At 65.1% G+C, this 12,437-nt stretch carries 18 protein-coding genes; 9 read left to right on the forward strand and 9 right to left on the reverse strand.

What is annotated here, in order from left to right; translation table 11 throughout:
- Positions 1 to 44 precede the first annotated feature (44 nt).
- Positions 45 to 737 carry a response regulator gene (locus tag LG306_RS13995; RefSeq protein ID WP_404415679.1) on the forward strand — a complete coding sequence of 231 codons (693 nt, stop codon included), beginning with the start codon at positions 45 to 47 and terminating at the stop codon, positions 735 to 737.
- A 6-nt stretch (positions 738 to 743) separates the two neighbouring features.
- Here LG306_RS13995 and LG306_RS14000 read toward each other — a convergent pair whose 3' ends face one another.
- The 3 genes from LG306_RS14000 to LG306_RS14010 form a co-directional block, all read right to left on the reverse strand.
- Positions 744 to 1,094 (reverse strand): VOC family protein, encoded by a 351-nt coding sequence (locus tag LG306_RS14000; protein WP_404415682.1) that lies wholly within the window; start codon positions 1,092 to 1,094, stop codon positions 744 to 746.
- 61 nt (positions 1,095 to 1,155) lie between these two features.
- Positions 1,156 to 1,857 (reverse strand): helix-turn-helix transcriptional regulator, encoded by a 702-nt coding sequence (locus tag LG306_RS14005; RefSeq protein WP_404415684.1) that lies wholly within the window; start codon positions 1,855 to 1,857, stop codon positions 1,156 to 1,158.
- 48 nt (positions 1,858 to 1,905) lie between these two features.
- Positions 1,906 to 2,394, reverse strand: coding sequence for a helix-turn-helix domain-containing protein (locus tag LG306_RS14010; protein ID WP_017504587.1), 489 nt, complete (start codon positions 2,392 to 2,394; stop codon positions 1,906 to 1,908).
- A 178-nt stretch (positions 2,395 to 2,572) separates the two neighbouring features.
- Here LG306_RS14010 and LG306_RS14015 point away from each other — a divergent pair, with 178 nt between their 5' ends.
- Complete coding sequence (locus LG306_RS14015; RefSeq protein WP_404415688.1) at positions 2,573 to 3,421, forward strand: thioesterase family protein; 849 nt, start codon at positions 2,573 to 2,575, stop codon at positions 3,419 to 3,421.
- Positions 3,422 to 3,477: 56 nt separating this feature from the next.
- Complete coding sequence (locus tag LG306_RS14020; protein ID WP_017504585.1) at positions 3,478 to 3,756, forward strand: hypothetical protein; 279 nt, start codon at positions 3,478 to 3,480, stop codon at positions 3,754 to 3,756.
- A 1-nt stretch (position 3,757) separates the two neighbouring features.
- Here the strand turns inward: LG306_RS14020 and LG306_RS14025 are convergent, their stop codons facing one another.
- The 3 genes from LG306_RS14025 to queC are packed head-to-tail and all read right to left on the reverse strand — an operon-like array spanning position 3,758 to position 5,489.
- Positions 3,758 to 4,126: a 6-carboxytetrahydropterin synthase gene (locus LG306_RS14025; RefSeq protein ID WP_295187059.1), complete on the reverse strand. Its 369-nt coding sequence runs from the start codon at positions 4,124 to 4,126 to the stop codon at positions 3,758 to 3,760.
- Positions 4,126 to 4,761, reverse strand: a complete 636-nt coding sequence (gene queE / locus LG306_RS14030; RefSeq protein ID WP_404419739.1) for a 7-carboxy-7-deazaguanine synthase — start codon at positions 4,759 to 4,761, stop codon at positions 4,126 to 4,128. The genes LG306_RS14025 and queE overlap by 1 nt, the downstream gene beginning before the upstream one ends.
- Positions 4,758 to 5,489 (reverse strand): 7-cyano-7-deazaguanine synthase QueC, encoded by a 732-nt coding sequence (gene queC, locus LG306_RS14035; RefSeq protein ID WP_404415692.1) that lies wholly within the window; start codon positions 5,487 to 5,489, stop codon positions 4,758 to 4,760. The genes queE and queC overlap by 4 nt, the downstream gene beginning before the upstream one ends.
- 192 nt (positions 5,490 to 5,681) lie before the next feature.
- On the opposite strand from queC, the gene LG306_RS14040 reads away from it, so the two are divergent.
- Complete coding sequence (locus LG306_RS14040) at positions 5,682 to 7,304, forward strand: response regulator (RefSeq protein WP_404415695.1); 1,623 nt, start codon at positions 5,682 to 5,684, stop codon at positions 7,302 to 7,304.
- Between the two features lie 3 nt (positions 7,305 to 7,307).
- Here LG306_RS14040 and LG306_RS14045 read toward each other — a convergent pair whose 3' ends face one another.
- Complete coding sequence (locus LG306_RS14045) at positions 7,308 to 8,339, reverse strand: ligase-associated DNA damage response exonuclease (RefSeq protein ID WP_404419741.1); 1,032 nt, start codon at positions 8,337 to 8,339, stop codon at positions 7,308 to 7,310.
- Positions 8,340 to 8,424: 85 nt separating this feature from the next.
- Between LG306_RS14045 and LG306_RS14050 the strand changes: the two genes are divergently transcribed.
- The 5 genes from LG306_RS14050 (at position 8,425) to LG306_RS14070 (ending at position 11,020) form a co-directional block, all read left to right on the forward strand.
- Entirely contained in the window at positions 8,425 to 8,886 is a 462-nt protein-coding gene (locus LG306_RS14050; protein WP_404415698.1) for a PaaI family thioesterase, read from the forward strand.
- Positions 8,883 to 9,278 carry a PaaI family thioesterase gene (locus LG306_RS14055; protein WP_039246414.1) on the forward strand — a complete coding sequence of 132 codons (396 nt, stop codon included), beginning with the start codon at positions 8,883 to 8,885 and terminating at the stop codon, positions 9,276 to 9,278. Before LG306_RS14050 ends, LG306_RS14055 begins: the two co-directional genes overlap by 4 nt.
- Positions 9,279 to 9,455: 177 nt before the next feature.
- Positions 9,456 to 9,800 (forward strand): hypothetical protein, encoded by a 345-nt coding sequence (locus LG306_RS14060; protein WP_404415701.1) that lies wholly within the window; start codon positions 9,456 to 9,458, stop codon positions 9,798 to 9,800.
- 89 nt (positions 9,801 to 9,889) lie between these two features.
- Positions 9,890 to 10,333: a hypothetical protein gene (locus LG306_RS14065; RefSeq protein WP_017504576.1), complete on the forward strand. Its 444-nt coding sequence runs from the start codon at positions 9,890 to 9,892 to the stop codon at positions 10,331 to 10,333.
- 51 nt (positions 10,334 to 10,384) lie between these two features.
- Positions 10,385 to 11,020 (forward strand): helix-turn-helix transcriptional regulator, encoded by a 636-nt coding sequence (locus LG306_RS14070; RefSeq protein ID WP_404415704.1) that lies wholly within the window; start codon positions 10,385 to 10,387, stop codon positions 11,018 to 11,020.
- A 61-nt stretch (positions 11,021 to 11,081) separates the two neighbouring features.
- On the opposite strand, the gene LG306_RS14075 is transcribed toward LG306_RS14070, so the two are convergent.
- Both LG306_RS14075 and LG306_RS14080 read right to left on the reverse strand, forming a co-directional pair.
- Positions 11,082 to 11,183 (reverse strand): hypothetical protein, encoded by a 102-nt coding sequence (locus tag LG306_RS14075; RefSeq protein WP_404415707.1) that lies wholly within the window; start codon positions 11,181 to 11,183, stop codon positions 11,082 to 11,084.
- 31 nt (positions 11,184 to 11,214) lie between these two features.
- Positions 11,215 to 12,404, reverse strand: a protein-coding gene (locus LG306_RS14080) for an IS3 family transposase (RefSeq protein ID WP_404413560.1) whose coding sequence is annotated in 2 segments (ribosomal slippage) — positions 11,215 to 12,152 and positions 12,152 to 12,404 — 1,191 coding nt in all. Because the reading frame shifts where the segments join, the coding sequence is not laid out codon by codon here.
- Between the last annotated feature and the right edge of the window lie 33 nt (positions 12,405 to 12,437).

Below are 12,437 nucleotides of genomic sequence, written 5' to 3' on the forward strand. Positions count from 1 at the left end.
GGACGACGCGACGATCTGGCGCGATGGCGGCGTTCGGAGACGCCATGAGCAGCCTGATCCTGATCGCCGATGACGCCGCCGAGGGCGTCGAAATCCTGGACGCCGCCCTGCGTCGGGACGGCTTTCGCACCGTCGTCGCCGCCGACGGCCAGCAGGCGGCCGACCTGCATGCGTCGCTCAAACCCGATCTCGCCCTGCTCAGCGTCCGCCTGCCTGTGCGCGACGGCTGGGATGTGCTGGGCGAACTGCGGCGGCGCGGCGAGACGCCCGTCATCATGGTCGGAGACCGGGACGAGGCCACAGACAAGCTGCAGGCGCTGCGGATCGGGGCGGACGACTATATCGCCAAGCCGTTCAAGCCGGCCCAGGTCACGGCCTCGATCCAGACCATCCTGCGACGCAGCGGCGGCGGCGGCCGGGCCGCCAAGACCCTTCGCGTCGGTCCGCTGGAGGTGCAGTTGGAAAACTATCTGGCGGCGATCCTGACGCCGTCGGGCAAGCGCCGGCTGGACCTGACCCTGACGGAGTTCCGCATTCTGGCCCACATGGCCCGCACGCCCCTGCGCGTCTTCAGCCGCAGCGAGATCATGCAGGCCTGCTTCCCCAACCAGGCGGTGCTGGAACGCACGATCGACAGCCACGTCAGCCACCTGCGCCGCAAGCTGGACGCCGCCGACGCCGCCGGTCTGCTGACCAATGTGCGCGGGGTCGGATACCGGCTCGAAGCCGAGGTCTGATCGCGCTCACGCCATAACGGCGTAGACTCTCAGCCGATGGCCGTCCGGATCGCCCGCCACGAAGCTGCGGACCGGTGCGGCGTCCGTCGGCGGCGTCAGAATGCGCGCCCCGCGATCCCACCAGTCGATATGCGCCTGATCCACCGCTGCGGCGCCCTCCAGCGGAAAGTCCACCTCGCACACCTCGCGCCGATCCCCGGCACGCCGCAGCAGCCCCAGCGCCCGGCCCGACGTCAGCTTGAACAAGGCCCGGTCCGGTCCCGCCATCACCGGCCGACAACCCAGCAGACTGGCATAGAAGCGCGCGCTGACCTCCGGGTCCGCAACGTCCAGAAAAATATCCTCGATCTCACTCATCAGCCCGGCCCCTTGTGTTCCCAACACGCCGAACCCTAGCCTTCGCTGCTGCCAGTTTCCGTCAGCAGCAGTCGCCTGACCGCAATCTTTCATGCGCCTCTCGCCAGGTCTTCATCAGCGCCTGTCGACGCGTCGGATACCGCGCCTCCATCACCTCCGCCTCGACGATGCGGTCGGTGCGGAAACTGCGGAAATCACCGCGCAGTTCGCACCACGCGATCAGCAATCGCACCCGGTCGAAGAAGGCCAGGGCGAACGGCCAGACGACACGCTCCGACGCCGACCCCGCCTCGTCGCGATAACACAGCTTCAGGCGCCGCTCGGTGCGGATCGCTTTCCTGAGCAAGGCCGGATCAACCCGATCCGCCGGGAACGGCTCGCCCGGCACGACAAGCAGGGCCGACGTGTCCATCTCGTCGCGCAGATCTGGCGGCAACACCGCCGAAATCCTTCCCAGCGCCGCCAACGCCGCATCGCGCATGCGCGGATCGGCGCGGTCCGCCACCCAACGCGACCCCAGCACCAGGGCCTCGATCTCTTCCGGCGTGAACATCAGCGGCGGCAGCATGAAGCCCGGCTTCAGAACATAGCCGACCCCCGCCTCCCCTTCGATCGTCGCCCCTTGCGCCTGCAGGCTGGCGATGTCGCGGTAAAGCGTCCGCAGGCTGACGCCCATCTCCTCGGCCAACACCTGCCCGCTCACCGGCCGACGATGCCGCCGCAGCACATTCAGCAGGTCGAGAAGGCGTTCGGAGCGTGACACCCCGCCATCCTAGCAGTCCTGCTGCCAGAAAGCGTCAGCAGGAACGGCCTAGGCCGCTTCCTTCGGCATCACATCGCCGACCGTCGGCCGGTTCTCGGCGCGGGTCAGGGCGATGTCTCTGGGTTTGACGATTTCGCCGCAACAGCCGCAGGCGATGCGCGGGGTCAGGGAATGGCCGCAGGTCTTGTGGACCATGTCGATGCCGCTGTCGGCGTCGCCATAGACGTGCTTGTTCCCCCATCCGTGCAGGGTCACCAAAACACCGTACAGATCCTTGCCCTTGGCGGTCAGGACATATTCGTTGCGCGGCGGGCGTTCGGAATACAGGCGCGGTTCCAGCACGCCGTGCTGAACCAGGCTTTTGAGCCGGGCGGCCAGGACGTTGCGCGCCACGCCCAGATTGTCTTGCCACTGTTCGAACCGGCTGACGCCGTTGAAGGCGTCGCGTATGACCAGCAGGGTCCAGGGATCGCCGATCACCTCAAGCGTGGCGGCGATGGAGCAGCTTTGGCGGCTGTAGTCGGCGGTGCGTCCCATAGACGCGAAAGTGACGCCGCGTCAGGCATTTGGCAAGGGTTGCAAATCCGAACGCTCCAAGTCAGTCTTGTTTCGCAACGGACGCGAGCCTCCCGGTTCGCTGCCTTGTTCCTCGGACTTCGGCGGGAGATCGTCATCAGGTCTTCCGCCGCTTCTTCGCCTGACGCAGGATTGCGCAATGACGCCGCCCATCTCCCTCGACGCCGCCCTTACATTCCAGGTCCTCGAAGACGGCGGTCTGTCCGCGCCCGTGCCGGGTCATTTCTCGAATGGCCCATCGAGCATGGCGCCGGAGAAGGGCTTTCCATTCGGTGGGCTGCTGGCGGCCCTGTGCGCGCAGTCGATGCGACAGGGACTGGCGCTGAAGGCGCCCCTTCGGACCCTGTCGGTCCAATATCTGTCAGCGGCAAGGTTCGGTGAACAGGTCGCCTTTCGCCCTCGCCTGCTGCGCGGCGGCCGTAACGTGCTGTATGCCGCGGTCGAGGCCGAGCAGGACGGGCGCATGACCCACCATGCCACCGGCACCTATGGGTTGGACGCCGTGCCGGCGCCGTTGACGCCGTTGCACGCGCCGCCCCCGCCGCTGGACAGGCTGGACCCGAAGGCCACGATACGCGGGCCGATGTCGCCGCACTTCGCCCAGCACGTCGAATATCGCTTCGACGGCGGCCCCAACATCCTTGGCGGCAACGTGGGCAAGCCGGTGATCGAGCGCACCTGGATGCGGATGGTGGACGCTCGGCCCTTGGGTGAGGTCGGCCTGTGCTACCTGCTGGACGCGCTGTATCCGCCCGCCTGGACCGCATCCAAGACGCCAGCCGCCATGACCACGGTCGATCTGCGCATCGACATCCTGACCGATCCAACGCCACAGACCGCGCCGGACGGCTGGGCCTTTTTCGAGTTCAGAATGCTGGACCTCGGCCTGGGCTGGACGGTGGACGAGGCGATCGCCTGGGGCGCTGATGGAACGCCGCTGGCCCTGTCGCGCCAACGGCGCAAGCTGCTGCCGCAACGTCCGGCCTGAAGTCAGCCCTCATTCATCATTATCGACGACTATTCCAAATCTCTGGAGTGTCGCCCATGCGTCGTCGAAATCGCCTCGTTTCCGTGTCCCAGGTCGTCGTCGTGCTGGGCGGTTGTTTGATGCTGCAGGGCTGCCTTGTCGGCGCCGTCGTCGGCGGGACCGCTGCGGTCGTCGGCGGTACGGCGAAAGCCACTGGCGCGGTCGTCGGCGCCGGCTTCGACGCCGTCACCACCTCCGACGAGGAAACCAAACTGCGTCGTGAACGTGAGCAGCGCGATTATGAACGTGAACAACGCCGCTGCGAACAACGCCAGCGTCAGGGCAAACGCTGCTAGGTCAGAGGCTTAGAACGCACCGCTCGTTGATGGTCGGCCGCGCCACCTGAATCCGACAAAGGCCCGGCCACTCAGGCTTCAGCGTCCTGGCGAACCACAGGCACAGGTTTTCAAGACTGGGCAGTTCCAGTCCCTCGTGCTCGTTCAGCATGCCGTGATCCAGCGTCTCGGCCGCCGCCTTCAGCGCCCGGTCAAGCGCGCCCAAATCCGCGACCCAGCCGTGTTCGACATCCAGCACCTCGGACCGCACCGTCGCTTCGACCGTGAAGGAATGGCCGTGGACGCGGCGATAGATGCTGCCCTCCGGCTCGTTCGGGAAGTGATGGGCGGCGTCGAAGGTCGCCTGTTTGGTAATTTCGAAGACGGGCATTAGCGGACGCCGATGTATTTGTGGGTCTGGACGCTCAGGCGCCACTGCGGGTGGGTCAGGCAGTATTCGATGGCGGCGGCGGTGTTTCCCACCTGATCCGGCCCGTCCATCGGCTGAAGCCAGAACCGTTCGAAATCCAGATGCTCGAACCGATCCGGCATGGCCTTGGGCTGGGGGAAGACCAGTTTCAGCTCGGCCCCGCGCGTCTGCACCACATCCGCATCGGCCTTGGGACTGATGCAGATCCAGTCGACGCCGTCCGGCGCCGCGATCGTACCGTTCGATTCGATGGCGATCTCGAAACCGCGCGCATGCAGCGCGTCGATCAGCGGCGCATCCAACTGCAGCAAGGGCTCTCCGCCGGTGCAGACCACCAGTTTCGGATCGCCTTCACGCCCGCGCCACATCGCAGCGACGTGATCGGCCAGCAGATCCGCCGTCGCGAACTTGCCGCCCCCATCACCGTCAACGCCGACAAAGTCGGTGTCGCAGAAGGTGCAGACTGCGCTGGCCCGATCCTGCTCACGCCCGCTCCACAGATTGCAGCCGGCGAACCGAAGGAAGACCGCCGGCCGCCCCGCCTGTCCGCCCTCGCCCTGAACCGTCAGGAACACTTCCTTGGCCGAATAGGTCATCGCCCCGATGCCCATTCGTCATAACCGGCCGCGCGCAGGTCGCAGGCCGGACAAGACCCGCAGCCATAGCCCCAGGCATATCGATGCGTCCGGTCGCCCTGATAGCAGGTATGGCTATCCTCGATGATCAGCTCGATCAGCCTGTCGCCGCCGATCCTGTCCGCCAGTTCCCAGGTCTGGGCCTTGGTCAACCACATCAGGGGCGTGTCGATGACGACCGGCTTGTCCAGCCCAAGCGACAGCGCCCGCGCCATCGCCTCCATCGTCTCGTGGCGGCAATCCGGATAACCCGAATAATCCGTCTCGCACATCCCGCCGACCAGCACGTCCAGACCGCGCCGATCCGCCAGCGCCGCCGCTGCGACAAGGAAGATCAGATTGCGACCCGGCACGAAGGTCGTCGGCAGGCCGCGTGCGTCCATTTCGATCTTGCGGTCGGCGGTCAGTGCGCTCTCGGCGATCCGGCCGTATCCGGTCAGGTCCACCACATGGTCGTCGCCTAGCCGATCGGCCCACTGCGGCAGGGCCGTGTTCATTCCGTCGCGCACCGCCTGACGCGCCTGCATCTCCACCAGATGGCGCTGGCCATAGTCGAACCCGACGGTCTCCACACGCTCGAACCGCTCCAGCGCCCAGGCCAGGCAGGTCGCGCTGTCCTGCCCGCCGGAGAACAGAACCAAGGCCGTCTTGCTAGCGATGGAGGAGGTCTTTTCCAGGATGACGCTCATGACGAATCTGCGGTCGGCCGTTCGACCGCGCGCATGCACAAAGGGATGGAGACCCAGATGGGTCGGGCGGCGCTCATACACCAGACCCAACCTGTGCGCAAAAAAGGCGGATTTGCGTCTTGGATGACGCGGCTTAACCAATCCGCAAACGATTTGGGCTTTTACTCACATTGAGTAGGAGTTCCAGGCAGTATGCCGACCATCGAGACCCTTTCCGAACGTCCAAAGCCGGTGGCGCCGACGACCCTCGGCTGCGAGGTTCTGGCGCGTTTCGAAAGCGAGCCGGATACGCTGGTCATTCCCGTCGTCGATGGCGACCGTCCCATCGGCCTAGTCGAACGCACCGCCTTCCTTCAGAAAATCGCTGCCCGCTTCGGCCACGCCCTTTACGATCTTCGCCCCATCGTCTTCGCCATGGACCCCGAGCCGGCGGTGGTGGAAGCCAGCGTCCGGATCGACGCTTTTTGCGATATCATTCTGAAAGGTGGTCCGGCCGCTCTGCTCCGCGGCTTCATCGTCACGAAGAACGGCGTCTATTGGGGCGTCGGCACAGCCGCCACGCTGTTGCAGGCCGTCAACACGCGTCAGCGCCAGCAGAACGCGGCACTGGCTGAACAGGCTGCGATCCTCAACGACACGCGCGCCCAGGCTATCGCCGCCGCCCGCGCCAAGAGCCAGTTCCTGGCCATCATGAGCCACGAACTGCGCACGCCGATGAACGGCGTCCTGGCCGTCGCCGAACTGCTCCGCCGCCAGCCGTTGAATACGGCGGCTCAGGCGCACGTCCAGACCATCGTCGACTCATCCGAGACCCTGCTGCGCATCCTCCAGGACGCGGTGGACCTGTCCAAGGCCGAGGCGGGCGAACTGGAGCTGAAGACCGAGCCGACCGCCCTGCGCGCCGTCATGGACGATATCCAGTCGATGTGGGAGCCGCGCGCCTCTCAGGACGGCGTGACCCTGCTCGTCGGCTATGAAGGCGACACCGAACTGGCGGCCGTCATCGACGGCATGCGCCTGAAGCAGGTGTTCAACAACCTGATCGGCAATGCACTGAAGTTCGCCCGCAACGGCGTGGTTGAGGCGGGCCTCAAGGCCTGGGTCGAGGGCGACCGCATTCGTATGGAAGCCCGCATTCGCGACGACGGCCCGGGCGTCGAGCCGGAACGCGTCGACTCGATTTTCGAGCCCTTCGTGCACGGTTCCGGCCCCGACGGCGCGGGCCTGGGCCTGTCGATCTGTCGTCAGGTCATCGACCGGATGGACGGCCGTATCTGGGCCGAAAACAACAAGGGACGCGGCGCCACCTTCGCCTTCGATCTTACGGCGCCACGCGCGGTGGTCGAGGTGGAGGCGCAGTCCAATGTGTCGGACCTGTCGGGCCTCGATTTGAAATCCGCGCCGCACATCCTGATCGTCGACGACAACGCCACCAACCGCGTCGTCGCACAGGCGCTGTGCGAGATGTTCGGCTGCAGCTCCGAACTGGCCGAAGACGGCCTTGAGGCGCTTCAGGCCGTTCAGGAGAGCCGCTACGACCTGGTCCTGATGGACATCAAGATGCCCCGGATGGACGGGGTTCAGGCCACGCAGGCCATTCGCGCCCTGCCCGGCGCCGTCGGCCGCGTGCCGATCGTGGCCCTGACCGCGAATGCGGACCCCGAAGACGCCAAACACTATCTCTCGATCGGCATGGCCGCCGTGGTTGAAAAGCCCATCAAGCCCGAACGCCTGCGTATGGCGATGAACGCCGCCATCTCCGCCGCTCACGAAAGCGTACAAGAGCAGGACCAGTCCGGTCGCGCCGTCGCTTGATCGTCAGTCCGGACGAACGTCCAGCGCCTCTTCGTCCTCTTCGTCATAGCCGACCAGTCGCAGCGCCCTCGCTTTCTGGCCGTTGATCTCGGCCCAACGCAGCAGACCCTCTTCGCGGCCGTGGGTGATCCAGATTTCCTCTGGCTTGATCTCGGTGAAGGTCGCAGTCAGTTCGTTCCAGTCGGCATGGTCCGACACGACCAACGGCAGTTCCACACCGCGCTGGCGCGCCCGCGCCTTCACCCCCATCCAGCCTGAAGCAAAGGCGGTGACCGGGTCGGCGAACCGGCGCGCCCATCGATCCTGGATTGCGGATGGCGGTGCGATAGCGACCTCGCCGCCCAGCGCATTCTTGGGCAGATCACGGGTCGGCGCCAGCGGGCCCAGATAGACCCCTTCCCTCTCGTACAAGGCGTTCAGCCGCTCCAAAGCCCCGTGAACATAGATGGTGCGGTCCCATCCGACCTCGCGCAGCAGATGTATGATCCGCTGCGCCTTGCCCAGCGCATAGGCGCCGACCAGATGCGCGCGCTCGGGAAACTGTCCCAGCGACCGCACCAGCCGCCCAACCTCTTCTTCCGCCGGCGGATGGCTGAAGACCGGCAGGCCGAACGTCGCCTCCGAGATGAAGACGTGGCAAGGCACAGGCTCGAACGCCGCACAGGTGGGATCGCGGCGACGCTTGTAGTCGCCGGACACGACCATGATCAGCCCCTTCCAGCGCACCTCGACCTGGGCCGAACCCAGCACATGACCGGCGGGCGCCAATCTGAGATCGACACCGTTGATCGCGGTCGCCTCGCCGTATTCCACCGATTGGCACTGCAAGGTGAAGTCCGCGCCATACCGCTCGGCCATAATCGCCAGGGTTTGGCGCGTCGCGAGCACCGCCCCGTGACCGGCGCGCGCATGGTCGGCATGGCCGTGCGTGATGACCGCACGATCCACGGGCCGGACCGGGTCGATATAGAAATCTCCCGGAGGACAGTAGAGCCCGGCGGGCGTGGGATGCAGCAGGTCTTCGGGGCGGATCATCTTGCGGTAACGCTCTCGACGCCGTCGGGTCGCCGCCCCATAGAGGATGACCCCGAAAATCGGCGCAACAGGTTCAGTCCGCACGATGCACGAGAGTTTTCTGACCACCATCCTGCCGCAACTGGCCGCCGGCGCCGCCCACACCGGCGCGCTGGGCTTCACCTTCGACGGCTTGCACGACGGCGAGCCCCGCATCCGCGTGCCGTGGCGCGATGACTTGGTCGGCGACCCCGAGAGCGAAATCTTCGCGGGCGGTCTGGTGACGACCTTGCTGGATCATATCGGCGGGCTGGCCGTGTGGACAGCAATGGACGCCTTTCAGCCCATCGCCACCCTGGATCTGCGCGTCGACTACATGCGCGCGGCAAGGCCGCGTCAGGATCTGCTGGCACAGGGGCTATGCTTCCGACTGACGCCCAGCATCGCCTTCGTGCGCGCCTGGGCCTTCGAAGATGATCCCGCCGACCCGGTCGCCGCGGCCCAGGCCGCCTATATCCTCAACCAGACCCGCGAGGGGGCGCCCCATGCAAAAGGAGCGGCGGCATGACCGACATCCTGAACCGCATGCCATACGCCCGCTTTCTCGGCCTTCAGACCTTGGTCAGCGGTGATGAAGTCACTGTCGTCATGCCCTTCGACGACAAGCTGATCGGCAATCCGATGCTGCCCGCCCTACACGGCGGATCGACGGCCGCTCTTCTGGAAATGACGGCGATGGCTCAGGTGGCGCTCAGCTTCCCTGGTCCGCGACTGCCCCGGCCGATCAATGTCACGGTCGCCTATCTGCGTACAGGCAGACCGATCGACGTCTTCGCGCGCGCTCGGATCAGCCGGGCGGGCCGCCGTGTGGCCCATGTTCATGCGGAGGCCTGGCAGGAAGAACGTCAACAGCCGATTGCGTCGCTTACCGCCCACTTCCTACTGGACAACCAGGACTGATCACCGCGCCGTAATGCGCTGATTCGCGCCGACTTCTCGCTGTCATTGGGTTTCAACGCCGTTCTTAAGGCGGCGCTTCAACGCGCGATTGCCGGAATAGTAAAGATTAGTCTACCAAACAGGGTTAAGACGTGATAACCATAAGCTTCTTGTAAACCTGTCTTTGAGGGGCTTTCCATGGACCGCACTGAAGTCGTCACCAGCGTTGCTGGCGATCTGCATGCCACCGAACTCGCGATCGACGCCGCGATCACCCAGGCGACCACGCTGGTTCAATCCTTCATCGGAGCTCGCGCCGCGCTGTCGCTGTCGCCGGTCGCCGGTACGGTTTCGCAAGCCAAGGCCATGGAAACCATCGCCGCCCTCTCGGCCGCGCGTGAATCCATCGTGGCCTGCCACGCCGAACTGCAAAAAGATCACCGTCGCCTCGGCTTCGGTACCTACGCCATCGGTCCGGTCGCCAAGCCCGACGATTGGTTGGACCCGAAGGAAACTCGCGGCCATCTTCGTTCGGTCGGGTGAATTCTTAGTAAGCTTCACTGAGCGACATTCCCGCCCAAGCGGAAATGCGGCATAGTCGCCCCCGTGCACACTGCACGGGGGCGATTTGCATGCTGAACGTGGGTTATGCGATCGCAGGCGCGATTTTTATGATCGGCATGGCCCTGTTTGCGTTCCTGAAAGGAGGAACGCGAGAGAAGATTGGCGCTGGATATCTTATCCTAGCGTGGTTTGCGTCCTTACTTGTCCAAGAACATAATGATTTTCGCGGACTGCCCATCGGCATGTTTTTAGTCGATGTCTTTTCCCTCCTAGTCTTCGCGTCACTGGCTTGGCGCGCCCCCAGATCGTGGCCCGTGTGGGTGACCGGGCTGCAGCTGATCACAGTGATGGGGCATTTGATGATCTTGACTAACAAGACGGTGCCGATTGCTTCCCTTTACACAGTGATGAATTTGGTTGGTTACCTCATCATTTTCTGCATCGGCCTAGGTACGTTCTGGGTTTGGCAAGACCGAAAAGCCGCCAGACAGCACACGTTGGGTGTTAGGTAGAAATTCCTAGCAAACCGCCGTATTCTCGTGGCGAATCCTCGCTGGAAAACCATGCCGTTATCCCACGCCAAACTCTGGAAGGCCGTCGACACCTTGGCGCGGCGTGAAGGGCTGACGCCGTCGGGTTTGGCGCGACGGGCCGGTCTGGATGCGACGAGTTTCAATCCCTCAAAACGCTTCGGGCCCGGCGATCCGCCGCGTCCGCGCTGGCCCTCGACGGAGAGCATGACGCTGGTGCTTCAGGCGACGGGCTTGTCGCTATCGGAGTTTGCTGTGTTGGCCGAAGACGCGCCGGAGGCGCCGACCAGCGTGCCCTTGCTGGGTCTCGCAAAGGCGGGTCAGGACGGCTTCTTCGACGACGCCGGCCTGCCGGTCGGCGAAGGTTGGGATCAGACCTATCTGCCGCGCGCCAAGGACACGCTCTTCAGCCTTCAGATCACCGGCGATTCGATGTCGCCCCTCTATCGCGAAGGCGACCGCGTCATCGTGGATCAAGAAGCGACGCAGGTACGGCGGGGCGACCGCGTCGTCGCCCGCCTGACCAGCGGAGAAACCGTCGCAAAGGAGGTGACCAGCCTGACCAGCCGCGCCGTCACCTTGGGCTCGATCAATCCCGACTATCCGCCAAGGATCGTGCCCCGGCGTGAGATCGAATGGATCGCCCGCATCCTTTGGGTCAGCCAGTGACGCGCAGCAAAAACCCCGCCCGGCGAACCGGACGGGGCTTTCGAACAATGGCGAACTGAAATCAGTTGGCCGTGACGTAGTGGGCGTTCACCCAACCGCCGCCTGCGATCTGAACCCATTCACCCTGCGAACCGATGGCGGTGAAGGGCTGGCCGGCCGACAACGTACCGGCTTGGTGACGTGACCCCCGTTTCTCATCCAGCCATAACGAGAGTCCTTGGTTGATCTGAACTGGGGTTGGCGGGGTTGGCAATAGGCCGGTCTGAGCAGCCATCAACCAGCGCAGCAGACCGGCCGCTCTGTCCGGTGAGCGCCTGTGCGTAGGCCTTCGGCGTCAACCATCCCAGCTTCGAGTGAGGCCGGGTTTCGTTGTAGTCGCGCCGCCAGGTTTCGAGGACAGCCCGGGCGTGCGGCAGCGATCGGAACAGCGTCTCATTCAGCAGCTCGTCGCGCAGCCGACCATTGAAGCTCTCGTTGAAGCCGTTCTGCTGAGGCTTGCCCGGCGCGATGTAATGCCAGCTCACGCCGGCGTCGTCGGCCCAGGCCAGGATGGCGTTGGACGTATATTCCGTGCCGTTGTCGCTGATGATCGTATCCGGGCGTCCCCGCCGCAGGATGATGGCGTCCAACTCGCGCGCCACCCGTCGCCCTGACAGCGAGGTGTCGGCGACGAGCCCGAGGCACTCGCGCGTGCAGTTGTCGATCACCGTCAGGATGCGGAAGCGCCGCCCGTCCGTCATCTGGTCGGAGACGAAGTCCAGCGACCAGCGCTGGTTCGCGACCAGGGGAATCTCCAGCGGACGCCGCGTGCCTATGGCGCGTTTGCGCCCGCCGCGCCGGCGCACCGTCAGCTTCTCCTCGCGATAGATCCGCTGGACGCGCTTCTTGTTGACCGCATGCCCCTCGCGCCGAAGCATCACGTGCAGGCGGCGATAGCCGAACCGCCGTCGCTCCTGGGCCAGGGCCTTCAGCCGATCCCGCAGGACGCCGTCGTCCGGTCGCGTCGCCTGATAGCGCACGCTCGTCCGATCCACGCCCAACACCCGGCAGGCCCGCCGTTCGCTCATCGCGTAGGCCGACTGCAGGTGCGCCGCCGCCTCTCGATGCGCAGCGGGCGTCACCACTTTTTTCCCAGCAGATCCTTCAGCGCGACGCTGTCCAGCATCGAGTCCACCAGCATCCGCTTCAGCTTGGCGTTCTCCTCTTCCAGCGCCTTCAGACGCCGGGCCTCTGACACGTCCATGCCGCCATACTTGGCCTTCCACTTGTAGAAGGTCGGTGAGCTCAGCCCGTGCTTCCTGCACAGGTCCGCCACCGGAACGCCGGCCTCCTGCTCGCGCAGGATCCCGATGATCTGCTCTTCCGTGAACCGTGATCGCTTCATTCTGTCCGTCCTTTCGAGGGGCGGACTCTAGCT

Source organism: Brevundimonas vesicularis (assembly GCF_044807075.1).
Taxonomy (GTDB): Bacteria; Pseudomonadota; Alphaproteobacteria; order Caulobacterales; family Caulobacteraceae; genus Brevundimonas; species Brevundimonas vesicularis_G.

Bases quoted from the DNA above. Each gene is read 5' to 3' on its own strand.
- LG306_RS13995 (WP_404415679.1), top strand. From the start codon at position 45: ATGAGCAGCCTGATCCTGATCGCCGATGACGCCGCCGAGGGCGTCGAA.
- LG306_RS14000 (WP_404415682.1), bottom strand. From the start codon at position 1,094: ATGAGTGAGATCGAGGATATTTTTCTGGACGTTGCGGACCCGGAGGTC.
- LG306_RS14010 (WP_017504587.1), bottom strand. From the start codon at position 2,394: ATGGGACGCACCGCCGACTACAGCCGCCAAAGCTGCTCCATCGCCGCC.
- LG306_RS14015 (WP_404415688.1), top strand. From the start codon at position 2,573: ATGACGCCGCCCATCTCCCTCGACGCCGCCCTTACATTCCAGGTCCTC.
- LG306_RS14020 (WP_017504585.1), top strand. From the start codon at position 3,478: ATGCGTCGTCGAAATCGCCTCGTTTCCGTGTCCCAGGTCGTCGTCGTG.
- LG306_RS14025 (WP_295187059.1), bottom strand. From the start codon at position 4,126: ATGCCCGTCTTCGAAATTACCAAACAGGCGACCTTCGACGCCGCCCAT.
- queE (WP_404419739.1), bottom strand. From the start codon at position 4,761: ATGACCTATTCGGCCAAGGAAGTGTTCCTGACGGTTCAGGGCGAGGGC.
- queC (WP_404415692.1), bottom strand. From the start codon at position 5,489: ATGAGCGTCATCCTGGAAAAGACCTCCTCCATCGCTAGCAAGACGGCC.
- LG306_RS14040 (WP_404415695.1), top strand. From the start codon at position 5,682: ATGCCGACCATCGAGACCCTTTCCGAACGTCCAAAGCCGGTGGCGCCG.
- LG306_RS14045 (WP_404419741.1), bottom strand. From the start codon at position 8,339: ATGATCCGCCCCGAAGACCTGCTGCATCCCACGCCCGCCGGGCTCTAC.
- LG306_RS14050 (WP_404415698.1), top strand. From the start codon at position 8,425: ATGCACGAGAGTTTTCTGACCACCATCCTGCCGCAACTGGCCGCCGGC.
- LG306_RS14055 (WP_039246414.1), top strand. From the start codon at position 8,883: ATGACCGACATCCTGAACCGCATGCCATACGCCCGCTTTCTCGGCCTT.
- LG306_RS14060 (WP_404415701.1), top strand. From the start codon at position 9,456: ATGGACCGCACTGAAGTCGTCACCAGCGTTGCTGGCGATCTGCATGCC.
- LG306_RS14065 (WP_017504576.1), top strand. From the start codon at position 9,890: ATGCTGAACGTGGGTTATGCGATCGCAGGCGCGATTTTTATGATCGGC.
- LG306_RS14070 (WP_404415704.1), top strand. From the start codon at position 10,385: ATGCCGTTATCCCACGCCAAACTCTGGAAGGCCGTCGACACCTTGGCG.